Origin of the sequence: uncultured Brevundimonas sp. (genome assembly GCF_963974615.1) — a bacterium.
GTDB lineage: Bacteria > Pseudomonadota > Alphaproteobacteria > Caulobacterales > Caulobacteraceae > Brevundimonas.
Genome location: NZ_CAXBDH010000004.1, coordinates 34,001 through 60,896, shown reverse-complemented (window position 1 = coordinate 60,896; position 26,896 = coordinate 34,001). Strand labels below are relative to the sequence as shown.

At 65.7% G+C, this 26,896-nt stretch carries 27 protein-coding genes; 15 read left to right on the top strand and 12 right to left on the bottom strand.

Going from position 1 to position 26,896, the window contains the following annotated elements; translation table 11 throughout:
* The first annotated feature begins 98 nt into the window (after positions 1-98).
* Positions 99-506, top strand: coding sequence for a response regulator (locus AAC050_RS03570; protein ID WP_339913681.1), 408 nt, complete (start codon positions 99-101; stop codon positions 504-506).
* A gap of 67 nt (positions 507-573) precedes the next feature.
* Here AAC050_RS03570 and AAC050_RS03565 read toward each other — a convergent pair whose 3' ends face one another.
* From AAC050_RS03565 to erpA, 4 genes are all read right to left on the bottom strand, one after another.
* Positions 574-1,503 (bottom strand): alpha/beta fold hydrolase, encoded by a 930-nt coding sequence (locus AAC050_RS03565; RefSeq protein WP_339913680.1) that lies wholly within the window; start codon positions 1,501-1,503, stop codon positions 574-576.
* Between the two features lie 28 nt (positions 1,504-1,531).
* Positions 1,532-2,206, bottom strand: coding sequence for an SdpI family protein (locus tag AAC050_RS03560; RefSeq protein WP_339913679.1), 675 nt, complete (start codon positions 2,204-2,206; stop codon positions 1,532-1,534).
* The gene (locus AAC050_RS03555; protein ID WP_339913678.1) at positions 2,206-2,496 is read right to left on the bottom strand and encodes a metalloregulator ArsR/SmtB family transcription factor; all 291 of its coding nucleotides are present in this window, start codon (positions 2,494-2,496) and stop codon (positions 2,206-2,208) included. The genes AAC050_RS03560 and AAC050_RS03555 overlap by 1 nt, the downstream gene beginning before the upstream one ends.
* A gap of 83 nt (positions 2,497-2,579) precedes the next feature.
* Complete coding sequence (gene erpA / locus AAC050_RS03550) at positions 2,580-2,921, bottom strand: iron-sulfur cluster insertion protein ErpA (RefSeq protein ID WP_339913801.1); 342 nt, start codon at positions 2,919-2,921, stop codon at positions 2,580-2,582.
* 110 nt (positions 2,922-3,031) lie between these two features.
* Between erpA and AAC050_RS03545 the strand changes: the two genes are divergently transcribed.
* The 5 genes from AAC050_RS03545 to scpB all read left to right on the top strand — a co-directional run bounded on the left by AAC050_RS03545 (position 3,032) and on the right by scpB (position 7,599).
* Positions 3,032-4,213: a deoxyguanosinetriphosphate triphosphohydrolase gene (locus AAC050_RS03545; RefSeq protein WP_339913677.1), complete on the top strand. Its 1,182-nt coding sequence runs from the start codon at positions 3,032-3,034 to the stop codon at positions 4,211-4,213.
* A 78-nt stretch (positions 4,214-4,291) separates the two neighbouring features.
* Positions 4,292-5,005 (top strand): SPOR domain-containing protein, encoded by a 714-nt coding sequence (locus tag AAC050_RS03540; protein WP_339913676.1) that lies wholly within the window; start codon positions 4,292-4,294, stop codon positions 5,003-5,005.
* 3 nt (positions 5,006-5,008) lie between these two features.
* Positions 5,009-6,058: a beta-N-acetylhexosaminidase gene (nagZ, locus tag AAC050_RS03535; RefSeq protein WP_339913675.1), complete on the top strand. Its 1,050-nt coding sequence runs from the start codon at positions 5,009-5,011 to the stop codon at positions 6,056-6,058.
* Positions 6,059-6,103: 45 nt separating this feature from the next.
* Entirely contained in the window at positions 6,104-6,931 is an 828-nt protein-coding gene (locus tag AAC050_RS03530) for a ScpA family protein (protein ID WP_339913674.1), read from the top strand.
* Complete coding sequence (gene scpB / locus AAC050_RS03525; protein ID WP_339913673.1) at positions 6,928-7,599, top strand: SMC-Scp complex subunit ScpB; 672 nt, start codon at positions 6,928-6,930, stop codon at positions 7,597-7,599. Before AAC050_RS03530 ends, scpB begins: the two co-directional genes overlap by 4 nt.
* Here the strand turns inward: scpB and AAC050_RS03520 are convergent.
* A complete protein-coding gene (locus AAC050_RS03520; RefSeq protein ID WP_339913672.1) occupies positions 7,596-8,786 on the bottom strand; it encodes an acetyl-CoA C-acyltransferase in 1,191 nt (396 codons plus the stop codon). The two genes, scpB and AAC050_RS03520, sit on opposite strands and share 4 nt — an antisense overlap.
* Before the next feature lie 149 nt (positions 8,787-8,935).
* On the opposite strand from AAC050_RS03520, the gene AAC050_RS03515 reads away from it, so the two are divergent.
* Positions 8,936-10,492, top strand: a complete 1,557-nt coding sequence (locus tag AAC050_RS03515; protein ID WP_339913671.1) for a CHASE domain-containing protein — start codon at positions 8,936-8,938, stop codon at positions 10,490-10,492.
* A gap of 3 nt (positions 10,493-10,495) precedes the next feature.
* Here the strand turns inward: AAC050_RS03515 and AAC050_RS03510 are convergent, their stop codons facing one another.
* A complete protein-coding gene (locus tag AAC050_RS03510; protein ID WP_339913670.1) occupies positions 10,496-11,332 on the bottom strand; it encodes a thioesterase family protein in 837 nt (278 codons plus the stop codon).
* Positions 11,333-11,535: 203 nt separating this feature from the next.
* On the opposite strand from AAC050_RS03510, the gene AAC050_RS03505 reads away from it, so the two are divergent.
* Entirely contained in the window at positions 11,536-12,027 is a 492-nt protein-coding gene (locus AAC050_RS03505) for a helix-turn-helix domain-containing protein (protein WP_339913669.1), read from the top strand.
* Positions 12,028-12,099: 72 nt separating this feature from the next.
* The gene (locus AAC050_RS03500) at positions 12,100-13,248 is read left to right on the top strand and encodes a zinc-binding dehydrogenase (RefSeq protein WP_339913668.1); all 1,149 of its coding nucleotides are present in this window, start codon (positions 12,100-12,102) and stop codon (positions 13,246-13,248) included.
* 47 nt (positions 13,249-13,295) lie between these two features.
* On the opposite strand, the gene mnmA is transcribed toward AAC050_RS03500, so the two are convergent.
* From mnmA to AAC050_RS03475, 5 genes are all read right to left on the bottom strand, one after another.
* Positions 13,296-14,498 carry a tRNA 2-thiouridine(34) synthase MnmA gene (gene mnmA, locus AAC050_RS03495; RefSeq protein ID WP_339913667.1) on the bottom strand — a complete coding sequence of 401 codons (1,203 nt, stop codon included), beginning with the start codon at positions 14,496-14,498 and terminating at the stop codon, positions 13,296-13,298.
* Positions 14,499-14,624: 126 nt separating this feature from the next.
* Positions 14,625-14,909 (bottom strand): DUF1153 domain-containing protein, encoded by a 285-nt coding sequence (locus tag AAC050_RS03490; RefSeq protein WP_339913800.1) that lies wholly within the window; start codon positions 14,907-14,909, stop codon positions 14,625-14,627.
* A 171-nt stretch (positions 14,910-15,080) separates the two neighbouring features.
* Positions 15,081-16,538 carry a flagellar hook protein FlgE gene (gene flgE / locus AAC050_RS03485; RefSeq protein WP_339913666.1) on the bottom strand — a complete coding sequence of 486 codons (1,458 nt, stop codon included), beginning with the start codon at positions 16,536-16,538 and terminating at the stop codon, positions 15,081-15,083.
* Positions 16,539-16,611: 73 nt separating this feature from the next.
* Positions 16,612-17,301, bottom strand: coding sequence for a flagellar hook capping FlgD N-terminal domain-containing protein (locus AAC050_RS03480; RefSeq protein WP_339913665.1), 690 nt, complete (start codon positions 17,299-17,301; stop codon positions 16,612-16,614).
* A 3-nt stretch (positions 17,302-17,304) separates the two neighbouring features.
* Positions 17,305-18,834 (bottom strand): flagellar hook-length control protein FliK, encoded by a 1,530-nt coding sequence (locus AAC050_RS03475; protein WP_339913664.1) that lies wholly within the window; start codon positions 18,832-18,834, stop codon positions 17,305-17,307.
* Between the two features lie 496 nt (positions 18,835-19,330).
* Between AAC050_RS03475 and flgK the strand changes: the two genes are divergently transcribed.
* The 6 genes from flgK to AAC050_RS03445 all read left to right on the top strand — a co-directional run bounded on the left by flgK (position 19,331) and on the right by AAC050_RS03445 (position 25,977).
* Positions 19,331-21,451 carry a flagellar hook-associated protein FlgK gene (gene flgK / locus AAC050_RS03470; RefSeq protein WP_339913663.1) on the top strand — a complete coding sequence of 707 codons (2,121 nt, stop codon included), beginning with the start codon at positions 19,331-19,333 and terminating at the stop codon, positions 21,449-21,451.
* Positions 21,451-22,371, top strand: a complete 921-nt coding sequence (locus AAC050_RS03465) for a flagellin (protein ID WP_339913662.1) — start codon at positions 21,451-21,453, stop codon at positions 22,369-22,371. Before flgK ends, AAC050_RS03465 begins: the two co-directional genes overlap by 1 nt.
* 124 nt (positions 22,372-22,495) lie before the next feature.
* Positions 22,496-23,611 carry an ABC transporter permease gene (locus tag AAC050_RS03460; protein ID WP_339913661.1) on the top strand — a complete coding sequence of 372 codons (1,116 nt, stop codon included), beginning with the start codon at positions 22,496-22,498 and terminating at the stop codon, positions 23,609-23,611.
* Positions 23,608-24,411 carry an ABC transporter ATP-binding protein gene (locus AAC050_RS03455; protein ID WP_339913660.1) on the top strand — a complete coding sequence of 268 codons (804 nt, stop codon included), beginning with the start codon at positions 23,608-23,610 and terminating at the stop codon, positions 24,409-24,411. The genes AAC050_RS03460 and AAC050_RS03455 overlap by 4 nt, the downstream gene beginning before the upstream one ends.
* A 13-nt stretch (positions 24,412-24,424) precedes the next feature.
* The gene (locus AAC050_RS03450; protein ID WP_339913659.1) at positions 24,425-25,363 is read left to right on the top strand and encodes an MlaD family protein; all 939 of its coding nucleotides are present in this window, start codon (positions 24,425-24,427) and stop codon (positions 25,361-25,363) included.
* A complete protein-coding gene (locus tag AAC050_RS03445) occupies positions 25,360-25,977 on the top strand; it encodes an ABC-type transport auxiliary lipoprotein family protein (RefSeq protein ID WP_339913658.1) in 618 nt (205 codons plus the stop codon). The genes AAC050_RS03450 and AAC050_RS03445 overlap by 4 nt, the downstream gene beginning before the upstream one ends.
* A gap of 62 nt (positions 25,978-26,039) precedes the next feature.
* Here the strand turns inward: AAC050_RS03445 and AAC050_RS03440 are convergent, their stop codons facing one another.
* A complete protein-coding gene (locus tag AAC050_RS03440; protein WP_339913657.1) occupies positions 26,040-26,873 on the bottom strand; it encodes a hypothetical protein in 834 nt (277 codons plus the stop codon).
* Positions 26,874-26,896 lie beyond the last annotated feature (23 nt).

Below are 26,896 nucleotides of genomic sequence, written 5' to 3'. Positions count from 1 at the left end.
AAAGGTCGGGGCAGGGCGGGTCACGCGCACCGCCGTTAACCAAAATACAGAGTTTTCCTGTACCTTTCCCTCGCAGCTTGTGGAGAGAGAGCAGAACCATGACGGATCGGGTATTGGTCGTCGACGACGATCCTTTCATGTGCGAAGCGGTCAATGTGATCCTGTCGCAAGCGGGGTATGACGTCAGCGTCGCGAACTGCGGCGCGGATGCGATCGAAATGATCCGGGCCGCGATGCCGTCGGTGATCCTGCTGGACATTCGCATGCCCGGGATCAGTGGCCTGCAGACGCTGGCCAAGCTGCGTCAGTTGGGTGTTTCCACGCCGATCTTGATGATGACCGCCGACAACAGTCCCGCCACCTTGCAGGAAGTGATGTTCCTGGGGGGCAGCGGCTATGTGCTGAAACCGTTCGAGGCTGACGAGATCGTCGAGCGGGTCGGCCTGGCCATTGCCGAGGCTGCGGCCCCGAAACTGCCGCGACGTTCGCTGCGCAATCACTACTGACATCGTCGCGGAGGGGGCAGGGTCCCCGTAGCCCGCATGCCTGCCGCATGCGGCAGGAGCGAGATCGTCAGTTTTCCCGAATGAATTCGGCCACGTCCTCGACCACTCCGGGTGCCAGCGGCAGGACCGAATCGGCATAGGTGGCGAGATTGGCGGCGCGCCCGGCCGGGGCGGTCTTGAGCACGTGATTGACCCCCTCCCACAGTACCAGCCGGGCATCGGGCCGGGCCGAGGCCATGGCCTCGGCATCGGTGACGCCGACCTGCAGGTCTGTAGTGCCCTGACCGATCATGACCGGTCCGTCCCAGACGGCGATCAGGGCTGTCGGGTCCAGCGCCAGCCACGAGATCAGATAGGGCTGGACCGACGGGCGGAACAGGGCCGCGAGTGCGGGCGGCGTGTCAGCCACGGTGCGCCCGGCCTCCAGTTCGGACAGGGCGGCGAACGCTTCGGTCTTCATCGGTTCGGGCAGTTGCGGGCCCAGCTGTTCGCGCAGGATGACCCCGGCCGGGCGTCCGGCCCCCGACAGCAGGACGAGGCCGCAGATGCTGTCTTCATGACCGTCGGCGGCGGCGAGGGCGATCAGGGCTCCTTCGCTGTGGCCGATCAGCCAGGCGCACGGTTGTCCGGTGCGGGCGGCGGCTTCGCTGGCCCAGGCGCGGGCGTCCTCGACATAGGCGGTGATACGCAGGTCTGCCTCGGCCGGGGCGGCGGCGGCGCTTTCTCCAATACCACGCTTGTCGATGCGCACCGTGGCGATACCCCGCTCGGCGAGACCTTGCGCCAGCAGCCGGTAGGGCTGGGCCGCGACGCCGAGCGGGCTGTTGCCGTCCCGGTCGGTCGGACCTGAACCGGGCAGAATCACCGCGACGGCGTGGGTGACGCCTTCCGGGGTTAGCAGGGTGCCGTGCAGCGGGGCGGGTTGGGTCGGAAGGATGACCGCGGTCTCGACCGGACCGGTCGTCAGCAGGGTGGCGGCGAGGGTGAGGCTCAACATGGCGAGGTCTCCGGTTTGAAGGGGGCGATCAGAAGGGTTGGCGGTCGGGATCGGTGCGCCATACGCGCCAGCTTTCGATCACGGACCAGACGGCGGCAACGATTACGGCGGTGATCACAGCGATCAGGGCGAAGGGCTGGATGGCCCAGGGGGCGGTGACCAGTCCGATAAGGCCGATCAGGAACAACAGTCGACCGGCCAGACGATTGGAGCGGTCCCAGGCCAGGCGGCTCTTGTAGGTCCAGGGCGTGCGCACCCCGACGACCGGATTGGGACCGACGCGACCGAGGAAGGCTCCGAACAGCAGGAAGATCAGGCTGAGTCCGGCCATCGGAATGGCGGTGCGGATGGTGACCGCACCGCTGAGGCTGGAGCCACCGGCAAACAGGGTGACGCCGGTCATGGCGAGCAGGACGACCAGCTGGCCGAAGCGCAGGGCGCGGTGGCGCGCCGGATCGTCGGCGCGGGCGGCGAACAGGCCGAGGCCGCCGGCGAGCAGCAGGTTGAGCAGGCCGAGGCCCGCGATCATCAAGCCGACCAGTTCGCGTCCGGCCCAGTCGTCGGCGTCACCTCTGATGTTCCAGTGCACGGGCATCAGTTCGGTCGGGCCGGCGATGAGCACGCCGAGTCCGGTGCCGATGATCAGGATACTGATGCCCCAGGTGGCCAGATCGATGGCGGGGGCGCGGTTGGCGGCGGTCATCAGGTCGGCTCCGTATCATCGGGGGCGCTGGGTGCGGTCCCGGTCATATCCAGAAGAAAGGCGACAGCTTCCTCGACCACTGAGATCTCGAGTCGGTAGCGGATCGTGGCTCCGTCGCGCTCGGGCGAGACCAGACCAGCCGCCTTCAACGCATTGAGGTGGCCGGTGATCGACGGCCAGCTCATGTCAAAGGCCGAGGCGATGTCGCCGGACGCCAGGGGACCCTTGCGCAGCATCTCGATGATGCGTCGCCGGACCGGATGCGACAGGGCCTTGAACAGCGTGTTCATAGGAGAGACGCTAATTAGGAAAAATCCTAATTGCAAGTGAAAACGGAAACCAACCGAGGGAGGGTACCGTCATGGGAGTGAAGCTAGATCGAGAAGCTGACGCCGCAGCCGCAGCTGGAGGCGGCATTGGGGTTGCGGACCACGAACTGGGCCCCGGCCAGTTCGTCGACGAAGGCGATCTCGGAGCCCTTGAGGAAGGGGATCGAGACCGGGTCGACCAGGGCGGTCTGGCCGTCCAGCTCAATGCGCAGGTCGTCGGCCTCGGCGGTGTCGACCAGTTCAAAGCGGTACTGGAAGCCCGAACAACCGCCGCCGTCGACGGCGACGCGCAGCATCCGCGGTCGGCCCTCCGCCCGGGCCAGCTCGGCCAGCCGGACGGCCGCGCCGGCAGTCAGCACGATACCCTGGGGCGCACGGGTGGCGATTTCCAGCTTCGGGGACGACGACGGCGGGGATTGGACGGTGCTCACAGGGGTCTATATGAGGCTGAAGCGGGCATTCGCAAAGGCCCGCGGTCTTCACAAAGTCGCCGCCCTTGAGCCAGCTGACCGATCACGCCTCCTTCGCCGAGACCTCGGTGGCCTCGCGGGGACGATTGTTTCCGGAAAACATCAGCCGCACACGCACGGCCTTCGCCCGCGACCGCGACCGCATCATTCACTGCACCGCCTTCCGGCGACTGAAGGAAAAGACCCAGGTGTTCGTGGCCCACGAGGGCGACCACTATCGCACCCGCCTGACCCACAGCCTGGAAGTGGCGCAGATCGCCCGGTCAATCGCCCATGCGCTGCGGCTGGACACCGACCTGGCCGAGACCGTGGCCCTGGCCCACGATCTGGGCCATCCGCCGTTCGGCCATGCCGGCGAAGACGAGCTGCAGGCGCAGATGGAGCCGTGGGGCGGCTTCGATCACAATGTCCAGACCTTCCGCGTGGTGACCAAGCTGGAGGAGCGCTATCCGGCCTTCGACGGCCTGAATCTGAGCTGGGAGACGGTCGAGGGGGTGATCAAGCACAACGGTCCGGTCAGCCACCGGCTGGACGAACCGGCGTGGCGCGCCATCGCCGACTATGCGCCGGACTGGGACCTGCGACTGGATAGTTTCGCCTCGCTGGAGGCCCAGGCGGCGGCGATCGCCGACGACATTGCCTACAACAACCACGACGTCGACGACGGGGTGCAGGCCGGGCTGTTCAGTCTGGACGATCTGGCCGGGGTGCCGCTGATCGGGCCAATCCTGCTGGAAACCCGGCGCGACTGGCCGGATCAGGACGAGCGGATGATCCGCATCGAGGCGGTACGGCGCATGATCGGGGCCATGATCGAGGACGTGCTGGCCGAGACCGGGCGGCGCATAGAGGCCGACGGCATCCATTCACGCGAGAGCGTGCGGATGGCGCGACGGACACTTGTGGCCTTTTCCGACGGCATGCTGGCCGATCTGGGGGTGCTGCGGAAATTCCTGTTCGAGCGGATGTACCGCCACTACCGGGTCAATCGCACCCGCAGCCAGGCGCGGCGGCTGCTGGGCGAGATGTTCCAGCTGTTCATGGCCGAGCCGGGGGTGCTGCCGCCGGAATGGTCCGAAAAGGCCGCTGTGGAAGACAGGCACCGCCGGGCGCGGGCGGTGTGTGACTATATCGCCGGAATGACTGACCGCTATGCGATTGAGGAGCACAGGAAGCTGTTCAGCCTCGACCTCGGACTTGATCTGTGATTCGAAAGAGCGCCGGGGAAGGGTAGACTGCACCACCGACGCGTCGATTCGCGCCGGGCCGAGCCAGAGAGCGCGACCATGTCCCACGAAGATCCCTATCGTTCCGGCAACGGCGGTGACCGCGGTGCCTATACGCCGCCGACCGATGACGATCTGCCGTTCCGCCGGTCCAGCTTTGACGCGCGTCGCAGTGGCGGCGGTGGAGGTGGTGGCGGCGGCAAGGCCCCGCCGGTGACCTTGATCGTCAGCGCCGTCGTGCTGTTGGTGCTGATCATTGCCGTGGTGGTGTTCTACCGTTCGGGCTTGCGCTCCTCGACCGACGCCCCGCCCGCCGTGGGCACGCCGATCGGCGACCTGAAGGTCGAGGCCCCGCAGGATGCCCAACCGATCGATCCGGAAGCCGGCGTCAGCGTCTATGGCGCGCCCGTCGATCCGACCGCTGACCCGACCTTCATTCCCCCGCCGGAAGCGGTACAGCCGCGCCCGACCGCCGTGGCCCCGGCCACTCCGGCTCCGGTGGTCGAGACGAAACCCCGTCCGGCCGCGACCGGCGGCAGTTCGATCGTGCAGATCGGGGCCTTCTCGACCCCGGGCATCGCCGATCGCGAATATTCCGCCGTCGCCGCCCGCTTCCCGCAATTCGCCGCGGGGGCGACCAAGCGGGTGCAGGAGGTCACCGCCTCCAATGGTTCGACCCTCTATCGCACTACCTTCGCCGGGCTGAGCCGCGATGACGCCCGCGCCTTCTGCGCCGCGATCAAGGCCGGTGGCGGTGACTGTCTGGTCCGGTAGGGCATGAGTTCGGCCGCGATCTACGGCTGTTCGGGTCATCGTCTGACCGCGGCGGAGCGTGCCTTCTTCGCCGAGGTGCGGCCGTGGGGCTTCATCCTGTTCCGTCGTAATATCGACAGTCCCGATCAGGTACGAACCCTGATCGAGGAATTGCGCGCCAGTATCGACACGCCGGACGCGCCGGTGCTGATCGATCAGGAGGGCGGCCGGGTGCAGCGGCTGGGACCACCGCACTGGCCCAAATATCCGCCGGGGGCCGCCTATCTGCAGGCCGAAACCGACGTGGATGCGGCCCGCGATCTGGTACGCCAGGGCGCACGGCTGATGGCGCACGATCTGCAATCACTGGGAATCAACGTTGACTGCGTGCCGGTCCTCGACGTGCCGGTGCCCGGGGCTCACGACATCATCGGCGACCGCGCCTACGCCCGCGATCCGGACACGGTGGCGCGGCTGGGCCGGGCAGCGGCCGAGGGGTTGCTGGCCGGGGGCGTGCTGCCGGTGATCAAACACATGCCGGGCCATGGCCGGGCCTTCGCCGACAGCCATCACGCCCTGCCGGTGGTCCATGCCGACCTGGCGACGCTGGAGGCTTGGGACTTCGTGCCGTTCAGGGTCCTGTCCGACATGCCGATGGCCATGACCGCCCATGTGGTGTTCGACGCCATCGACCCGAAACATCCGGCGACGACCTCGAAGAAGGTTATCCGGCTGATGCGGGAGGCGTTGGGCTTTTCCGGCCTGATCATGACCGACGATCTGTCGATGAAGGCCCTGTCAGGGACTCTGACCGAACGGGCCGGGGCGGCGCTGAAGGCAGGTTGCGACATCGTGCTTCACTGCAACGGCGACCTTGACGAAATGAAGCAGGTGGCTGCGGGGACCGGCAAGCTGAAGGGTAAGGCGGCGAAACGGGCCGGGGCGGCGCTGGCGCGGATTGTGGCCATCCCTGAAGCGCTGGACGAGGTGGTGGCGCGGGCCCGGTTCATGGCCGGACTGGAGGGGCGGCTGGAGGCGGCACAGGGTCCCGACGTGGGGGAGGCGCTGGGATGACTCTCTCCAATTCCTTCCCCCCTTGTGGGGGAAGGTGATCGTTCGATGACCGACGCCTTTCAGCCAAATCTGGACTTTACCGCGGTCGAACAGGTTGACGAGCGCGAGGCCTTCGTCGTCGATCTGGACGGCTATGAGGGGCCGCTGCATGTGCTGCTGGCGCTGGCACGGACCCAGAAGGTCGATCTGCTGACCCTGTCGATCACCACCCTGGCCGAACAGTATCTGGCCTTTGTGCATGAGGCGCGGCGGCGCAATTTCTCGCTGGCGGCCGACTATCTGGTGATGGCGGCGTGGCTGGCCTATCTGAAATCGCGCCTGTTGCTGCCGCGCATGGCCAAGGACCGGGACGAGGACCCGCCGGCCGAGCAGATGGCTGCGGCCCTGGCCTTCCGGCTGCAGAAGCTGGAGGCCATGCGCCGCTCGGTCGAGGCCCTGACCGGACGGCCGCTGCTGAAACGCGATGTGTTCACGCGCGGCGATCCGGAAGCCACGGTGATCATTCCGTCGGACCGGATCGACGCCAGTCTGTACGAACTTATGGGGGCCTATGTGACGCAACGTCGGCGTGAGGAAAGCCGCCGCTATGCGCCCGGCCAGAGGGTCGAGGCCTTTGCCCTGGAGGTGGCGCGCGACTGGCTGAGGGACATCCTGCCGCGACTGTCGGAATGGACGTCGCTGGAGCGGGTGGCCCCGGCACACGACAGCGACGATGGGACGGGCCCGTCTCGGTCGAGCCTGCTGGCCTCGACCCTGTCGGCCAGTCTGGAGCTGGTCAAGGAAGGGGCCATGGATGTGAAACAGGCCGAAGCCTTCGCCGAACTGTACCTGAAGCGGCGGGGCGAGGCGCGCCCGCTGGAGCTGACGCCGTGACCGACCTGCGCTTCGCCCCTGATCACAACGAAATCGAACGCCGGGTCGAGGCCCTGCTGTTCGCCGCGGCCGGACCGCTGTCGGCGGCGGAGATCGCACGACGCCTGCCCGACGGGGCTGATGTCGGCGGGGCCATCGCCAGCCTGCGGGCCCGCTATGAGGGACGGGGGGTTGAGCTGGAATGTGTGGCCGATCGCTGGCGCTTCCGTACCGCGCCGGACCTGAGCTTCATGATGACCGAGGAGCGTGAGGAGCCGCGCCGCCTGTCGAAGGCCGCGCTGGAGACCCTGGCCATCATCGCCTATCACCAGCCCTGCACCCGAGCCGAGGTCGAAAGCGTGCGCGGGGTGTCGCTGTCACGCGGGACGCTGGATCTGCTGCTGGAGATGGGGTTCGTCCGTTTGCGCGGTCGGCGACGGACGCCGGGACGGCCGGTGACCTACGGCACCACCGACCGTTTCCTCGAACATTTCAGCCTGGCCAGCCTGTACGACCTGCCCGGCGTGCAGGAGATGAAGGCCGCGGGCCTGCTGGACCTGTCGATCCCGGTCGGGTTCGAGGTGCCGGATCCGGGACGGGGCGGTGAGGACGACAATGACCTGCTGACCCCTGGCGAAGAGGATGGTCCGGAGTTCGCCCAGGATTTCGTCGGCGAGGGCGAAAGCTAGACCAGTTCGACCGCGATCGCTGTGGCTTCACCACCGCCGATGCACAGCGAGGCCATGCCCTTCTTGCCGCCGCGCGCCTGTAGGGCCGACAGCAGGGTGGCGAGGATGCGCGCGCCCGACGCCCCGATGGGGTGACCCAGGGCGGTCGCGCCGCCGTTCACATTGAGCTTGTCGTGCGGGATGTTCAGTTCCTGCATGGCGATCATGGCGACGACGGCGAAGGCCTCATTGACCTCCCACAGATCGACGTCGGCGACGTCCCAGCCGGCCTTCTTCAGCGCCTTCTTCATCGCCGGGACCGGGGCGGTGGTGAACAGGCCCGGCTCATGGGCGTGGGCGGCGTGGGCAACGATGCGGGCGACGATCGGCAGGCCGAGGGTTTTGGCCGTGGACTCGCGCATCATCACCAAGGCTGCGGCCCCGTCGGAGATGGAGGAGGCGTTGGCGGCGGTGATGGTGCCGTCCTTGGCAAAAGCGGGACGCAGGGTCGGGATCTTGGCCGGGTCGGCCTTGCCGGGCTGTTCGTCGACGCTGACGGTCTCGCTGCCCTTGCGGGACTTGACCTCGACCGGAGTGATCTCGGCCTCGAAGGCTCCGCTGTCGATGGCAGCGCGGGCGCGGGTCAGGCTTTCGACGGCATAGGCGTCCTGGGCCTCGCGGGTGAACTGGTACTGGCGGGCGGCGTCCTCGGCGAAGGCCCCCATCAGCTTGCCGGGCTCATAGGCGTCCTCAAGACCGTCGAGGAACATGCTGTCGGAGATGACGTCGTGGCCGATGCGGGCCCCGCCGCGGTGCTTGGCCATGACGTAGGGCGCGCCGCTCATCGATTCCATGCCGCCGGCGATGATGACGTCGGCCGTGCCGGCCAGCAGGGCGTCATGGGCCATCATCGTCGCCTGCATGCCCGAGCCGCACATCTTGTTGACGGTGGTGGCCTCGACATGGAGGCCGAGCCCGGCCCCGATGGCCGCCTGACGTGCCGGGGCCTGGCCGAGACCGGCGGGCAGGACGCAACCCATGAAGATCTGCTCGATCTTCGCCGGATCGATCCCGGCCCGTTCAACCGCCGCCTTGACCGCGGCCGCGCCGAGGTCGGTGGCCTTGACGCTTCCCAGGGCTCCCTGGAAGCCGCCCATCGGGGTGCGGGCGAAGGAACAGATGACGACGGGGTCGGTGGCGATGGTCATGGAGACTCCTGGACTATGCGGGCGGCAGCGGCGTAGCGCCTGACGGCCTTTGCGGCAAGCGCATGGATTTCAGCGTGGGTTTCTGGTGCGGTTCCCGGGTGTTGCTGTAGAGGTAGGTGGCAGGGAGGGCATCGCAAGTGGCGTCAAGCATGCCGAAAATCCGACTGACGCCGGCATGGTGGCCGGCGTTGTTCGGTCTGGTCCTGACCCTGGTTGTGGCGGGATGGGCGGAACACGCTGGTTCAGACCGGCAGAATGAACGTTTCGAACGACAGGCGGATGGCGTGCTGGCTGCCGTGGAGGGGCGGCTCGACACTTATGTCGCCCTGCTTCGCGCCACCGTGGGGCTATTTGCCGCCAGTGACGATGTCACACCCGCTGAATTCCAGAATTTCGTCGGATCGCTGGACCTGATCGAGCGATACCCCGGCGTGCAGGGTATCGGTTATGCCGTCTGGCTCGACAGTCCCGGTGCCCGGGCGCTGGTCCGTCGCTACCTGCCTGTCAGGATCCGGCCATGGCCGAACCCTGACGGCGGCGAGAGTGTCATCGTCTTTCTACAGCCTCTGGACCGGCGCAATCAGGCGGCGTTGGGCTTTGACATGTATTCGGAGCCGACCCGTCGTGAGGCCATGCGGCGCGCGCGTACGCTCGATACTCCCGCCACCACCTCGGTCGTGACTCTGGTTCAGGAGCTGGATGCGGACAGGCAGCCCGGATTTCTGGTCTATCTGCCGCTGTCCCGCGCCGATGGCGTGTTCCAGGGCTGGATTTATGCTCCGTTCCGGGCGCGGGATTTTTTTGAGCGCGCGCTTGCCGGAGAAGCTGCACTGGACACCCTCGACGTCACCGTCCGGGAGGGCGGTGTCGATGGAACAGTGCTGTGGCCCACCCGGCCGGTGTCGCCTTCGGGCTTCCGTTTTTCGACCATGCGGGAAGTCAATTTCGGAGGTCAGACCTGGTGGCTGGAGATGTCCACACCCAGGGGGCTGGGTCAGAGCGGTGTTCCGATCGGAATCCTGGGTGTGGGGCTTTTCCTCACTGCCCTGCTGAGTCTGGCGTGGCACTGGCAGGACCGCTTGCTGGAGGCCGCCCAGCGAGCCCGGGCGCGTTCAGACCTGCTGCTGAACGAGGTGAACCACCGTGCGGCCAACAGCCTGCAACTGGTCGCCTCCTTCGTCTATCTGCAGGCCCAGGCCGTGACGGATCCGAAGGCCAGGTCCGCACTGGTCGAGACCCGCGCGCGAATCCTGGCGGTGTCTCGCGTGCATCAGCGACTGTACACCGATGACTCGGTCGAAGGCGTCGAGCTGAAAGCCTATATCGAGACCCTGACCGAGGGCCTGGCCGATGCCTTTGAGGCCGGCGGCCGCCGCCTCGACGTGGAGGCGGTCGAGGTCCGGACAGATACGGATCGGGCGATCTCGGTGGGGGTGGTTCTGGTCGAACTGGTCAGCAACGCAGCCAAATACGCCTATCCGTCCGATCAGCCGGGTGACATCCGGGTCCGTCTTCGTCGGGAGGGTCAGATCCTGCGGCTGGAGGTCGAGGACGACGGAGCCGGTTTCGATCCGGCGACCAAGGCCAAGGGTTCGGGTCTGGGTATGAAGGTCGTTCATGCCATGGTCACCAAACTCGATGGAGATCTGTTGGTCGAGCCGCTGTCGCCGGGAACGCGGGTGTCCGTGGTCTTTTCGATCGCCTGACGATCAGCGTGTCGGCATGAGTTTCCGGCGCTGACGCACCAGGGCCAGGGGACGCCCGTCCGGGGCGAAGGCGATGCCGTCCTCGACCGCCCAGCCGCCATCCAGATCCATGGTCCGGAATTCGAAAAAGGCCCAACCCTCCGGTGAGGTTTCGGGGGTCAGGTCGCCGAACAGGTCGGCCCGCAGGTCAACGCTGGCCGAGATGGCTGGCGGGGCGGGCAGGGCGGTCCAGTAGGTCGGATAGACACCGTCCAGCAGAAACAGTAGCCGGGCCTCGTCCAGCGGGGCGGCGTCGGTGGTACGCATCCAGACACGCAGGACCGGGTCTTCGGGCGGGTTGAGGCCGAACAGGCGTGGACCATTCTCAAAGCGGTGCTCGATATGGCGAGTGAACCAGGGGCCGAACATGGGGTTGAGCGGAGTCGGCTCGATCCGGTCGACCGGCACGGCGTCGGCCTTCAGGGGGGACAGCGTCGGCCCGGGGACGTCACGGCCGAAAGTGGCCAGGGCCTGAAGGGCCGGGCGGTCAGGCTGACCCGCGGCGACGCTGGCGTAGGCGATGTTGCGCCCGCCGCGCAGCAGGGTCGGGACGAAGGTAGCCGCCTCGAAGCGGGCCGCAGCCAGATACTGGACGGTCAGGCTACGCAACGGGGTCTCGATGCCCAGTCCCTGGCGGGCCGCGACACCGGCTAGGGCCGCCATCAGGCCGCCGAACGGTGCGCCTTTTTCCGGCGGCATCGACAGGGGGGCATTGGAAAAGCCGCCGCTCAGCGTCGCGATCAGACCGTCGTTCCCGTCGGGCGTCAGGGTCAGGGCTTGGGACAGGGTCTGATCGGTCATGGGGTCCGCGGCAGATGAGAGGCGAAAGGCGGGCGGAAGGCCGGTGCAGGACCGACAGGCTTCCGCCCGAAGTCGAGGGATACAGGAAACGCCGTCGATGTCGGAACAGCGAAGGCACGTCCGTAGCCAAAAGATACTGACTTAGTGAGTTTAGATTGGCAACCCTCTTGCCAAAAGGCTGACGCGGGGTCACTTTCTCTCTCATGGGCCGTACCGCAGACTATTCCCGACAAAGCTGTTCCATCGCCGCGACACTGGAGGTCATCGGTGATCCGTGGACGCTGCTGGTCATTCGCGATGCCTTCCAGGGCGTGCGCCGCTTCGAACAGTGGCAGGATCGGCTGGGCGTGGCCCGAAACGTTCTGGCCGCGCGGTTAAAGACCCTGGTGCAGCACGGGGTGCTGGAGCCGAAGCTCTATTCCGAGCGTCCGCCGCGCAATGAGTATCTGCTGACCGCCAAAGGCAAGGACCTCTACGCCGTGCTGGTGACCCTGCACGCCTGGGGCAACAAACACGTCTATGGCGAGACCGATTCCGGCATCGACATGGTTCACAAGGCTTGTGGCCAGACGCTGGTGCCCAAGATTGCCTGCGGCTGCTGTGGCGAGATCGTCAAGCCACGTGAGATCGAACTGGTTCGCGCCGAGAACTGCGCCACAGTGGGCGACGTCATGCCCCGCGAAGACGCGGCCTGATCACGACCTGACCGGTTCCGACCGGTCCCTTCATCCTGATCCCCCGCGGGTCGATCCGACCAAGGAGTTCTCATGTCCGTATCCCTCCCGACCGATGGACTGCAGCTGCGCAGCCTCGTGCGCGATAGCGGCGAGCTGGAACTGTCCCTGGCTCGGGTCGAGGTGGCTGCGCCCGGGCCGGACGAAGTGGTCGTCCGCATCGAGGCGGCCCCGATCAATCCGTCGGACCTGGCGCTGCTGGTCGGGGCGGCCGACATGAGCTCGGCGACGATGTCGGGTCCGGCCGACAATCCGGTGACCACGGCCCAGATACCGGCCCCGGGCATGCGGGCCATGGGCGGGCGGCTCGGGGAATCGATGTCGGTCGGCAATGAGGGGGCGGGCACGGTGGTCGCCGCCGGCAGCTCGGCGACGGCCCAGGACTTGATGGGCCGGACCGTAGCCCTGTTCGGCGGGGCGATGTTCGGCCAGTACCGCACGGTGCGGGCCGACACATGCCTGCCGCTGCCGGCTGATACGACAGCGGCGGAGGGGGCGTCCTGCTTCGTTAACCCGCTGACCAGCCTTTGTATGGTCGAGACCATGCGGCTGGAGGGGCATACGGCGCTGGTGCACACGGCAGCGGCTTCGAACCTGGGCCAGATGCTGAACAAGGTCTGTCAGGCCGACAACGTCGCCCTGGTCAATATCGTACGCAGCGAGGCCCAGGCGGAGATCCTGCGTGGTATCGGTGCCCGCTACATCTGCAACTCGACCAGCCCGACCTTCATGGCCGATCTGATCGCCGCCTTGGCCGAGACCGGGGCGACCCTGGCCTTCGACGCCATCGGCGGCGGCAGACTGGCCGGGCAGATCCTGACGGCGATGGAGGCAGCGGCCAATCAGACGGCCACGACCTACAGCCGTTACGGCTCGGCCGTGCACAAACAGGTCTATATCTACGGTATGCTGGACTCGGGCCCGACCGAGCTGAACCGGGCCTTCGGCATGGCCTGGGGGATCGGCGGCTGGCTGCTGCCGCCCTGTCTGGCCCGGATCGGCGGCGAGCGGGCCCAGGCCCTGCGCCAGCGCGTCGCCGCCGAGCTGAAGACCACCTTCGCCAGCCACTATGTACAGGAAATTTCGCTGGCCCAGACCCTGAACCCCGAGATCATCGCCCGCTACAACAAGCGGGCCACGGGCGAGAAATACCTGATCAATCCGAACCTCGACGCCGGCTGAGGCGGATGCGGGGTCCGTCAGGGCGCGATAGACACTGGCCGGGTGTCTCAGACAACGGCGGTGGTGGTCTGGATGAAGCCGCCACCCAGCAGGCGGTCGGGATCGGCCGGATCATAGAGGGCGCAGGCCTGGCCGGGAGCCACGCCTTCCTCGCCCTCAGCAAACATGACCGAAATGACGCCGTCGACCAACGCCAGTCTGGCCAGTGACGGCGGCCGGGTCGAGCGCACGCGGGCCAGCACCGGGGCCCCGGCCTCGGCGGCCGCCTCGATCGTCGGCTGGTCGCCGAGCCAGTTCGTTTCGTCCAGTGTCAGGGCCGCGGTCAGCAGGGCCTCGCGCGGGCCGACGATGACGCGGCGGTTCTCAGGATCCAGCTTCGTCACGAACAGGGGTTCACCCACGGCGACGTTGAGGCCGCGGCGCTGGCCGATCGTATAGTCGGTGATGCCGGCGTGGGTGCCCAGTACCCGGCCGTCCATATGCACGATCTCTCCGGCCTCGCGCCCCTGGGGACGCAGGCGGTCGATCAGGGTGCGGTAGTCGCCCGAGGGCACGAAACAGATGTCCTGGCTGTCCGGCTTGGCGGCGATCTTCAGCCCCAGCTCGGCGGCAACGCCGCGCACCTGGGGCTTTTCAAGATCGGCCAGGGGGAAGCGCAGATAGTCGAGCTGCGCCGGTGTGGTGGCGAACAGAAAATAGGACTGGTCGCGCGAATGGTCGATCGCCTTGCGCATCTGGGCCCGACCGTCCGGGCCGATGGCACGGCGGACATAATGGCCGGTGGCCATGGCTTCGGCCCCGAGGTCTCGGGCCACATCGAGCAGGTCGCGGAATTTGACCGTCTGGTTGCAGCGGATGCAGGGCACCGGCGTCTGGCCGGCCAGATAGGAGTCTGCGAACTGGTCGATCACGGCGTCGCGGAAACGGCTTTCGTAATCCAGCACATAGTGGGGGATGCCCATGGATTCGGCAGCGAGACGGGCGTCGTGGATGTCCTGACCGGCGCAGCAGGCCCCCTTCTTCTTCAGGGCCGCGCCGTGATCGTAGAGCTGCAGGGTGACACCGACGACGTCATAGCCGGCCTTGTGCAGCAAGGCCGCGACCACGGTGGAGTCGACGCCGCCCGACATGGCCGCGACGACGCGGGCACCGACCGGCAGGCCGACCGCCGCGCGTGCGGCCGCGATCGCCCCGTCCATGTCGGCGGGGGCAAAGGTCGGCACCGGGCAGGCGGGTTCCAGCAACGTCATTCCGGCCATGTAGTGCGAAAGCGCGACGAATTCGAGGCCGGGACGGCAATGGGTGCCCGAACGGCAACGGCCGCCCCCGTTTCCGGGAGCGGCCGTCGTCGTTCGGGGGAAGAAAACTGGAGGGGTTTAGCCCCGGTAGTGCTGGATGCGCGTGGTGCGCAGACCCTGCATGCCCCATTTGTCGATCGCCTTCTGCCAGGCGAGGAACTCCTCGGCTGTCAGGCGGTATTTCGTCAGGGCGTCATCAAGGCTGAGCAGGCCGCCGCGAACTGCGGCGACGACCTCGGCCTTGCGGCGGATTACCCACCGGTCCGTACCGTCCGGCGGAAGGTCCCCGAGGGTCAGGGGTGTACCCGTTGGTCCAACCACGTACTGTTCGCCCTTATTATTAAGGCGTCGCTCTTGCAGCATGGGCTTAAGCCTCATTCACATCACCATCGAGACGTGAATGTAGCCGGGCTCAGCTAAAGGCCGTTTAAGGGGCGTGGTGAAGGAAAGAATAAAATCCGTTCCTTCAAGGCGCTTCCTGCGACCGTGATCAGGGCGACGATCCATTGAGACTAACGATTAGTTACTTGTCGATCAGCGTTTGATGCTGATCAGTTCGGCGAGCATTTCGTCCGCCGTGGTGATGATCTTGGATGATGCGGAATAGGCTCTCTGGGTGGTGATCAGGCCGGTAAATTCGGCTGACAAATCAACGGTAGAGGCTTCAAGCTGCGAAGCCCCGATCAGGCCCGCGCCGCCGCTGCCGGCCCCCTTCAGATTGAAGGTGCCGGAGCCCTGGGTGACGCGGAAGGCGTTACCGCTGACCTCGGACAGGCTGTCGGGGCTGGGGAAGGTGGCCAGGGCGACGAGCGCAATCTGACGGGTCACACCATTATCGAAGATGGCGGTAACGTAGCCTTTCTCGTCAATCTTGACCTCGGACAGGTTACCGAAGGCGGTGCCGTTGGTCAGGGTCGCCTGGACGACCGAGGCGCTGTCGTACTGGGTCAGGCCGCCGGCCCCGTTGGTGAAGTCGAAGGCGACACTCTGGTTGTCGATGCCGAGACCGGGAGCCCAGTTGAAGGCCCCCGCAGCGGGAGCCGCGGCGTCGGACGCGCCGAAGTCGAGCGAGGCGACGGTCGGGTCGGCGAACAGGGCTTCACCGGCGGGCATTGCGATCATGGCGGCCACGTCGAGGCGACCGTCCTGGGTAAAGGCGACCTTGCCGAATTTGAGCTGACCGTTGGAGAGCCCGGCCCCGGCGACGATATCCGTCGCTGGAATGGCACGAATTTCCGCGTACCACTGGTTGGGAACGGTACTCTTCAGGAAGGACAGAGCGAGGGTCCGCTGACCGCCCTTGGAATCCGACACAGGGATGGTGAGCTCGAAGTCCGGCTTCACCCCGGTCCCGGTATCAGGATTCCACATGGCCATGGAATTGGTGGCGGGGTCGTAGGCGGCGGGTCCCGGAATCGCGAGGGCGGCGTCGCTCGCCTCGACCGAAATCGGCTGGCTGGAACGCAGATTGGCGTTCAGCTGGACCCGGGTCGTGGCTTCGGCCGTACCGCCCACTGAACCGACATTGATGGTCTTGAGTCGGGTCAGATCCGAGGGGTCGGTATTGATGCTGCCGTTGCTGTCGATCGGCCAGCCCTGCAGAAACAGACCTGCAGTGTTCTTCAGGTAACCGAGACTGTCGACCCGGAAACCACCGGCGCGGGTGAACAGGCGGGTGTCGGCCGGGGTCAGGTTTTCGGATTTTTCAGTCACGACGAAGAAGCCGGACCCTGAAATGCCCAGGTCGGTGGAGGAGGTGGTGCGCTGGAGCTGGCCGTTCTGGCTGGTGAAGTGGCGGGCGCTGGCCAGCACGCCACCGGCGGAATAGCCGGAGCCCTGGCTCTGGCTGTTGACCACCGTCGAGAACTCCCCGGACGTGCGCTTGTAGCCGACTGTGTTCACGTTCGCGATGTTCTGGGCGATGGCGGCCAGGGCAGAGGAGTTGGCCGTCAGACCGGAAACGCCGGCGAGAAGGGCGCTGTTGATACTCATGGCTTTGAACTCCTGAAGGGAACTGATTCAATCGTTGATGAGAGAATGGGGGTGAGGCCGGAGACTGAATGACTCATGCGGTACCTCCGATCGGGGGTGCGGCAGCGCGCTCCTGAAGGGCGATCACGGTCGAGAGGGGCAGGATGGAGTTGCCGACGGTCAGATAGGGTTCGCCGTCGTACAGCTCCACGCCGCTGATCCGGCCGCGGACCAGCACCTGGCTGTCGATGGCCGTGTCATTGCCGCCCTTGGCGGTGATCTTCAGCGTATAGACGCCACCATCGGCAAGCTGGCCGCCACCGGTCGTCTGACCGTTCCAGGTGAAGTCGTGGATGCCGGCGGTTCGATCGGGTGTGTCGCCGCTCCAGACGACCTGGCCCGAACCGTTGAGGACCTGAAGGGTCGATTTGGCCGCGTCGGCTCCCAGTTCGTAGCTCCAGGTCGCCTGGCCGGCGACCAATTTGTTGGCTGCCCAGGCCGCTGTGGCGTCCTTGCCGATATAGTTGGCGGCACCGGACAGACCTCCGCCTTGCTGGGCGGCCAACAGGCTGGTCAGCAGGTCGTTGGTCAGCAGTTGCTGTTCGACGCCCGACATCTGGGTCAGCTGGCTGGTGAACTGGTTGGAATCCACTGGCGCTAGCGGGTCCTGGTTCTTCAGCTGTGCGGTCAGCAGGCTGAGAAAGGTCTCGAAATTGGTGGCCATGGCCGTGCGGGTGGCGTCGGTGCGTTGGCCGGCGGTGGTTGTGGTGACGGCGGCTACCATCGGTCAGACTTTCACATCGACGCGGTCAGGCGTCAGGGAGAGGGACATCCAGCGGGGAGGAACCACCGCTGCGGAATCGGTTTCTTCGGTGAGGCGCGAGGCGGCCGCGAAGGCGCGTCCCTGGCGGCGGTCGAAGCCTTCGCCGGACGAGCGGTCCCGTTCGGCAAATTCGAAGGCATCGCCGTCAAGATGGAAACCAGCCTCCTCGAGCTGGCGACGCAGCTCGTCGACCCGTCCCTTCATGTCGAGGGCGGCCGCGGGATTGTCGAAAGCGAGCCGGGCCGCCAGACGGCCGCTGGAATCGATATCGAGACTGACGTCGACCCGACCGAGGTGCTCGGGCGTCAGGGCCATTTCGAAACGTGTTGAGCGGCCGTCGAGGCGACGAATGATCTGTGCGGCGATCTGTGCGGTGGCGGTGATGGCTCCGTGCGACAGGGTCGTCGGAGACAGAGCATGGGGCACGGCGGCCGTCTGGGCCGCAGGGACTGGCGGGACATCGACGGGGGGCTGGTCTCCGGTGGCCGGAGCGTTGCGGTCAACGGCGGCAGCCGGGACGGCCGGTGTAGCGGGGATGGCCGCCGTTCCGGCCTTGGGGTCCGCGGGCGTGGCTGGTACGGCAGGCACCGCGCGCCCGGAAGCCGCAGCTGCCGGCTCGGACGATTGATCAGACGACTGGCCGGCCGACTGTTCGGTGCCCCGGGCAGCGTTCGATGTCGGTGGCGTCCGGTCGGTGAGCGGGCGAAGCGGCGGGGCGGCGGCGGCAAGGGCCGCCAGAACCTGGGGGGCAGCCGATTTGGAGGCATTGGCAGCCGGAACGGTCGCTTCCTTCGTCGTGGAGGGTGCGGCCGGATCAGACGACGGCTCGGCCTCCTTGACGGTCGCAGCCGACGGAGCGGCCGGGCGTAGCGCCCGTTGCTCATCACCCCGTCCCGGCGTGGCCGGCAAAACCAGTGGCTTTTCGGACATGTCCTTGTCGGCGCGCGTTGAAGGATCGGTCGCCGGAAGACTCTGGTCCTTGCCGGTCCGCGCCGAGGGGTCGGCAGCAGGGAGGACCAGGGGCGCATCGGCCCCCTTGCCGGCCTGTGCGGGCAGAACTTCCGGCCGCAGAACCGGGGGCTCGCCAGTTTTGCCGGGCGCGGCGGGCAGGACCTGGGGCGCTTCCGCGTCACCATCGGCTTTCGCCACAGGCACGAGTCCCGGCACCGTCTGGGGCTGACCTGCGCCTTTTTCGGCCAGTAAATCTGGAGTGACGCTGGAGTCCTTGTCGTCGGCGGGCGCGGGAGAGACCGGAACCTGTCCGGCATCCGCATCGATTGTGATCGTCAGGTCGTCTTCGTCGACAGATTCAACGGATGTGTCCTCAACCTCGTCTCCGGTCGCATCCATGCTGGCGGCGGAAACCCGGTTCTCGGCCACGGCCAGACCCGGAGCCCGCGACCTCGCAGTATTTTCGGAGGGTTGAGCGACCGTTCCGGCAACATCGTCTGGCGGCGAAGCCTTGCCCTCACCCTTCATGATCTGACCGAGCATCTTTCCGAAGCCGGACTCACCCCGGGAGCCGGCTGCCACGGGCGCGGCAGGTGACACCTGGGTCGGTGCAACAATGGAAAGGAGGCTTTCAGCGGACATCGATCGCCAGGGGAGTAGAGGAAGCGGCACCTACTGCGCCTGAGTGTTCACAAGGGCTGTCGCAAGTCATGGGCCACAGCTGGGATGTGAAGTAATATGCTGATAAATAAATATAATATTTGATTTGCCGTCAGCGCGATGCAGGGGGTCGGGGGGTCGGTTTTTGCCGTGCATGACCTTTTTTGCCCGGCTGGAGGCTCTTGGCGGTCGGGACCTGGTTGGCCCGGAGCTTGCGCTCCTCACAGGTTATGAACGCGACCAAAATCGTGATGTCTTTTAGATTCAATGTTCTGGCTTGGTCGACTGTGTGCGACGCCAGGCAAAAAACGCACGTCTTCTGGCAGGGCTTGCCGGGTGCGGCGATCTTGCGCCGTAGTTGCGTCACGGGAGCGTCGGGATGTCTCTGAACTCCATCATGAACACGGCATCGTCCGGACTGGCGGCGTCCCAGGCGCAGCTCCGGGTCGTTTCGGACAATGTTTCGAACGTCAATACACCCGGCTATGTCCGCAAGATCGCTGAACAGAAGTCCCTGAGCAGCAATGGCGTGGGATCCGGCGTCGAGGTCGCGCGCATTCGTCTTGCCACCGACCGCTTTCTTCAGGCCGCCAGTCTGAATGCCGGATCGGAGTCCGCCCGCCAGACCGTGCGGTATGAATTGTATGACCGGCTGCAGAACCTGTTCGGTGATCCGGGAGGTACGACGGGTTTCTTCTCGAAGGTTGACGACGTTTTCTCGGTGTTCGCCGCCGGGGCCGAGGACCCGACCTCGTCCCCCCGAAGGCAGGAGGCGTTGTTCAAGACTGCATCCCTGTTTGATGAGGCTACCCGTATAGCCGGTCAAATCCAGGCCGTGCGTGAGGATGCGGACGGTCGCATTCGAAGCGCCGTCGACAACACCAATGCCCTGCTGGAACAGATCGAGCTTCTGAACGTCGAGATCGCCCGCGCCTCTGTCATATCGTCGGATGCGTCCGGTGCCGAGACCTCCCAGGCGGCGCTGATCGGTCAGTTGTCACAGATGATGGACATCCGAGTCTCCGTCCGGCCCGTCGGGGGCGTTACCATTCGCACCAATGCAGGCGTCCTGCTGGCCGGTGAGGGGCATGCGACGCTGGACTATAATCGTGCCGGTTCGGTCAATGCCGAGACGTCCTTCAATGAAATCTGGGTGACCGAGCCGCGGGGCCAGAAGCGGTCGCTGATGGACAGTATCACGTCCGGCGAAATCAAGGGACTGGTCGAGCTGCGTGACATCGAGGCTCCGCAGGCCGCTGCACGGCTCGCTGAATTGACCACGCGTCTCGCCGATGAGCTGAACCGTGCCCATAATGCCAACACGGCCATGCCGCCGCCGACGGTCCTGACCGGGCGTAATGTCGGCCAGTCACTGGCGACCGCGATCGAAGGCTTTACCGGCAATACGACGATTGCCGTCACCAATGCCGCCGGAGTCATCCAGGCGCGTGCTGATATCGTATTTTCGGGCGCGACCATGACCATCAACGGCACCGCGGCGACGCCGGGTACCTTCCTGTCGGTCCTGAACACCGAACTGGGCGGCGCGGCGACCGCAAGTTTTGTCGGTGGCGTTCTGAGTCTGGCTGCCACCGGGACCAACGGGGTGGCCATAGCCGATGATGCCACCACGCCGAGCAATAAGGCCGGGCGAGGGTTTTCGCACTATTTCGGGCTCAATGACCTGATCTCAACGGACCGGCCCGCCCTGTATGACAACGGCCTGACGGCCGCCTCGCTGCATGGATTCACGCCTGGCGAAACCGTGAGCTTCAGGTTTGTCGCGCCCAACGGCACCAAGATGCGTGATCTGAGCGTGGCGATCCCCGGTGGAGCCGGGACTGTCGCCGACCTGTTGACGGCGCTCAATGATCCGACCACCGGGGTAGGGCAGTACGGCTCCTTTGCGCTGGACCCGACCACCGGGGCCATGACCTTCACCGCTCTTGCAAACCGCGAGTCGACCCTGACGGTGGTGGGCGATAATACGACGCAGGTGCCGTCCGGCATTTCCCTGACCGAATTGTTCGGTATCGGTGCCGGCGTTCGGGCCTCGCGTGCCGACGGCTTCTCACTGCGCACCGACATCCGTCAGAATCCGTCGAAGCTGGCCCTGGCGCAACTGAATTTGGCGGCAGCGGTCGGGACCGCCGCTGTGACCAGCGGCGATGGCCGCGGAGCCCTGCTGCTGGCGGACGCCGGACAGAGATCAGCGCGCTTTGAGGCCGCCGGGGGGGCGTCGGGCGGATTCACCTCGGTCTCACGTTATTCGGCGGAGCTGGCCGGCGAGGTCGGGGGCAAGGCTGCGGTCCTGAAGAATCAAAGCGACAGTTCCCAGGCCCTGTTTACCGAGGCTTCCGCGCGTCAGACGGCCCATGAAGGCGTCAACCTGGACGAGGAATTGGTGCTGATGACGACCTATCAGCAAGCTTTCAACGCTTCGGCGCGCCTGATCCAGGCGGTCAAGGACATGTACGATATCTTGATAGGGATGGTGTGATGACCCGCGTCTCGACCTTCGGAAACTATAATTCCGCCCTGATGAATCTGATGGCGACCCAGGTCCGGTCGCAAGAGGCGCAGGAGCGGGTCTCGACGCAGAAGGTCGCCACCGATCTGACCGGGTTCGGGCGCAGTTCGGAGACGTTGACGGCGCTGAAGGCCACGCAGAGTCGGCTTCAGGGCTTTATTGACACCGGCGAGTCGGTTGCTGCGCGACTGGCCAGTCAGGATCTGGCCTTTGACCGGGTCGCCGAGGGAGCCGGTGGTGCCCGTCAGGCCATCGCGGAAGCTCTGGCGGCCGGCCGGGTCGACGGATTGATGTTGCAGCTGCAGAGCCAGTTCCAGATCAGTCAGGACGGGTTGAACGCCAAACACCAGGGCCGCTACGTGTTTGCCGGTTCGAATGTGGGGGCGGCACCGGTCGTCGCCATGACCCTGGCTGACCTTTCCGCGGCCGCCAGCGTCGCCGACGCGTTTCAGAACGACAGTCTGAAACAGACGTCGCGACTGGACGAGGGAACACGCCTGGATACCAATTTTCTGGCCAATGAAATCGGGTCCAACCTGTTCCAGATTTTTCGGGACATTCAGCAATATCATGAGACGACTCCGATCACCGGCCAGCCCGACCAGGCCATGCGGGACTTCCTGACGACCCAGCTGGCGCGCCTTGATACGGAGCGGGCATCGGTGACGGATATGGCCGCCCGCAACGGTTCAATGCAGAACCGGGTCGAGACCATACTCAAGGCGCAGGGGCAGCAGAAGACGTCTCTTGATGAGCTGCTTTCCAACAAGACCGACGCCGACATGGCTCAGGCTGTGACGGAATTGCAGATGTCACAGCTGGCTATTCAGGCCTCGGCCCAGGTGATCAACCAGCTGCGTCAAGTCTCATTGCTGAACTACCTGAGCTAGAAACCAAGCTATTGGCCCAAGGTTATCAGAATGGCGTGACGGAATCGCCGCGCCCGCCTAACCTTGTGAGAGGATTGCTCATCCCGGGCATGGGCAAAGTCGCCAACCGCCCTTAGGGAGAGGTATGGCCAACGCGGATTTCCAGATTGAGGACGGGGAAGCGGGCGTGGTGCTGCGCCTGACCGGCGACTGGACCACAGTCGGGCTGGGCCGGATCACACGTCGGCTTGACGCTGCTATGAAGGACCGGCCGCTGGTGGCGCTGGATCTGAGCGAGCTGGGGCGGTTCGATACGGCCGGGGCCCTGTCTATCGTTCAGGCCACCCCCGCCTCGCTGCCCGGCTCCGTCTGGGCCGCCCGCCCCGAGGCAGGTCGTATCTATGCCATGGTGGAAAGGCTGGAGCGCGAGAGCGTCGAGCCGCCGAAACGTGCTGATGCTTTTGTCCGGGGGTTTGCCAAGGTCGGCCGGGGTGTCGAGGACATCGGCCATGAGGCGCTGATGTCGCTGGCCTTCCTTGGGCGGCTGATGGTCGCTGCGGGATCCGCCGTCAGTAATCCAGGCCGAATTCGCTGGCCCGCCTGGTTCAGCCAGGCGGAACGGGCCGGTCTGGACGCCCTGCCGATCATTGCCACCACCAATTTTTTCGTTGGTGCGGTCATCGCCTTTCTCGGAGCCGATCTGCTGACCCAATTCGGGGCCGGAGTGTTCACCGTGCAGCTGATCGGTGTCTCGGTGCTGCGGGAGTTTGCTGTGGTCATTACCGCAGTGCTGCTGGCAGGTCGCTCCGCCTCGTCCTTTGCCGCCGAGATCGGGTCGATGCGCATGAACCAGGAAGTCGACGCCATGCAGGTAATGGGGGTCAACCCGTTTCAGGCCCTGGTCATTCCCCGGCTGGCAGCGATGCTGCTGATGCTGCCGATCCTGACCTTCGTCGGCATGGTGTCGGGCCTGTTCGGCGGGATGCTGGTGACCTGGAGCCAGCTGGACCTGGGTCCGGCTTTCTTCATCCAGCGCCTCGCCGACACTCCCGACATCGGCACGCACATGGGGGTCGCGATGATCAAGGCCCCGGTCTTTGCCATCGTCGTGGCGGCGATTGGTTGTCGCCAGGGCATGTCTGTGGAGGGGGATGTCGAATCCTTGGGGCGTCGAGTCACCGCGGCCGTGGTGCAGGCCATTTTCGCCATCATCCTGCTGGACGCCGTGTTTGCCCTGATCTTCCTGGAGCTGAGCTGGTGAGCGCGCGGGCTCCGTCTTCCCCTGTGGCCGAACAGCTGCCCGAGGTGCTGATCGAGGTGCGCGGACTTTTGAGCCAATTCGGGGATCGGACGATCCACGAGAACCTGGACCTCGATGTGGTCAAGGGTGAGGTTCTGGGTGTCGTCGGCGGGTCGGGGGCGGGCAAGACGGTACTGCTGAACAGCATCATCGGCCTGAAGGAGCCGGAAGGCGGTTCGATCCGGATTTTCGGTCACGACATCGGCAATATGAGTAAGGCGCAGTCCGAGGATATCGAGAAACGCACCGGCACCCTGTTTCAGCAGGGCGCGCTATTTTCGGCTCTGACCGTGCTTCAGAATGTGGCGTCGCCGCTGGTCGAGCATACCCGACTGTCACGGGACATGATCCGCGAACTGGCCGAGATGAAGATCGCCATGGCGGGGCTGGGGCCGGAATCCCACTATCTGAAGCCGGCCGAACTGTCCGGCGGTATGCGCAAGCGGGTCGGTCTGGCCCGGGCCCTGGCCCTGGATCCCGAAATCCTGTTCCTGGATGAACCGACAGCCGGGCTGGACCCGATCGGGGCGGCGGCGTTCGATGAATTGATCCGTAATCTTTCCGACGATCTGGGGCTGACGGTCTTCATGATCACCCATGACCTCGATAGCCTGTACGCAATCTGCGACAAGGTTGCGGTGTTGGCGGACAAGCGTGTGATAGAGAAGGCCACGGTTGCAGAGCTGCAAGGTTCCGAGCATCCGTGGATCAAGGAATATTTCATGGGGCCGCGCGGACGCGCTGCCACGAAAGCCGCCTGAGGAGAGCGGAGCGATGGAACGAGACGCTCATTACGCCGCCGTCGGCATTGCCACCGTCGCTCTGCTGGCAGCTCTGGCGGTATTCGCTATCTGGCTGGCCCGCCTGCAGTTCAACAATGACTATGATGTCTATGACATCGTCTTTCAGGGGGCTGTTCGCGGCCTGTCGGAAGGCGGAGACGTCAATTTCAATGGTATTCGCGTCGGCGAGGTCACGGATCTGGACCTGAACCCCAAGAACAGTGACGAGGTCATCGCCCGCATCCGCATTGACGCCACCACCCCGGTCCGGGTCACGTCGCGGGCCCAGCTGGAGCCGCAGGGCATCACCGGCCTGAACTATATCCAGATCACCGCCGGGGCCCCCAGCAGCGCCCTGCTGAAAAGCCAGTATCCCGAGAACACCATACCGGTGCTGCAAAGCCAGCCGTCGCCGATCGCCGAGCTGTTGTCCGGCTCCGGCACGGTTCTGGCCCAGACGGTGGACGCGTTGAACCGGATCAACCGGGTCCTGTCGGACGACAATATCCGTTCGTTCACGGTCAGCGTGAAGAACGTCGAGTCCCTGACCACCGAACTGGAAGCCCGCAAAGGCATGATCCAGCAACTTGAACAGTCCCTGATCAAGGCCAATGCCGCGATCGACGAATACCAGCAACTGGGAGCCAGCCTGCGTGGGCTGGTTGATGGCGATGGGCGTGCAGCCGTGAGCAATATCAACAAGGCCACTGAGGATGCCCGGACGGCCCTGGCGTCGATCAGTCGTACCGCCAACAGTCTTGAGGGACCACTCGGCGAGGTGGCCACTGAAGGGGTGCCGCAACTGATGCAGGCGATCCAGGGGCTCGAGGATGCCACCAACTCGTTGCAGGGGTTGATCGACGAAATACGATCCAGTCCCCGCGACTTTATCGCCCGCCCGCCCTCCAATGAAATCGAGGTCAGACCATGATCGGCCTATTCTCCCGCGGCACCGCTATGATCGCCGGGGTTGCCATACTGGGGGGCTGTGCCCTGCTGTCGTCGCCGGACCCGGTACAACTGTATCGCTTCGGTTCGGCACCAGAGGCCGTGTCGAGCTCGGCCAGTCTGAGCGCGCCGGTCCAGGTGGCCCTGCGCCGGGTCGGGTTTCCCGAGGCTTCACGGGGCGACCGGTTGCTGGGCGTGACCGGCACCGAGGCCGCCTACATCAAGGGCGCGCGCTGGGTATCGCCGGCCGAAGACCTGTTCAGCCAGAGTCTTGAGATCGCCTTCCTGACCCAGGCGACGCGCGTGCGTTTGATTGGACGCCGGGAACTGACGCCGACCACCCGGACCCTGGATGTCGGCGTGCGTACCTTCGAGGCGCGCTATGAACAGGTCGATGCCGCCCCGGTGGTGGTCCTGTCGGCGACGGCGCGGATGTTGCGGTTGCCTGAACGCACGGTCGTGTCCGAACGGGTTTTCACGGTTTCGCAGCCGGCGTCGGCCAACCGGGTGTCGAGCATCGTTGAGGCCTTCGATATCGCCACACGCGACTTGAATACCCAGATCGTCGACTGGACCGAGGCCAGCGCCGGCAACTGAGTTGCGCGGAGAATTATGTTTCCGGCTGGACTGGTCAGGCTATGGAGGCTCCGGCTCTTGACCTAGGTCGCGCGACGCAGGTCCTCCAGTCGCTGCGAGAGACCAGTCCTACGGGCCTCAACCGAGCTGAGTTCGCTGATCGCACTGTCGATCCGGCCGAGCAGGGCATCGCGAAGGGGCAGTAATTGTGCCGGGTCAGGGCGGACCCGTTTCGGTCGCCGACCGCCGAGACCAAGCGAGATCGTCCAGCCGTCCCGCCAGGCATCGACAGCGGAATTGCAGAGGATGAGGCTCCCGGCGATCCGGGCCTCGATGTTCTGGATGCTGCGGATCAGCGGCAGAGCTCCCAGACCCGCGGTGCGACAGGCAGTCAGTCCGTCGATGCGGACCGCGAGCGGCGAGGGGGACTCCGACTCCGCCTCTGGGCAGTCTGTCGCGGCCATCAGATGAACATCCAGATCACTTACGGCCGTGCGGAGATCTTCCCAGATGCCCTCCAGCGTCGCGCCCTGTCGCGTTGCGTTTCCGGCCCTGTTGGACAGGTCGCCGGTAATTTCGGTCAGGGCGACGGCTATGTCGTTGAAGTCGCCGCGAAACTGCTTCAACCGCCGACCCCGGCTATCGAACAGCCCGGCCAGGCCCCGGCGTGGCTCCAGGGTTGTCGGTGACAGGTCGTCCAGCATGGACCGGGCCCGGGTCAGGCGAGCCACCGGGTCCGACGGGTCCCTGGTGTTGACGACCACGAGTGCCTGATCCAGCCGCTCGATGACCATGGCACAGGCCGGCTGACCGAAGTCTTCGGGGGCGGCGGGATTGAGGTTGGCGGCGGCCTCGACGACGCGTGCGGGGTCGGGCGAGGGTGCGCCACCCGTCACGTGGTAGGTCCCGTCAGCCATCACCCTTGCCCTCCCTTGTCCGG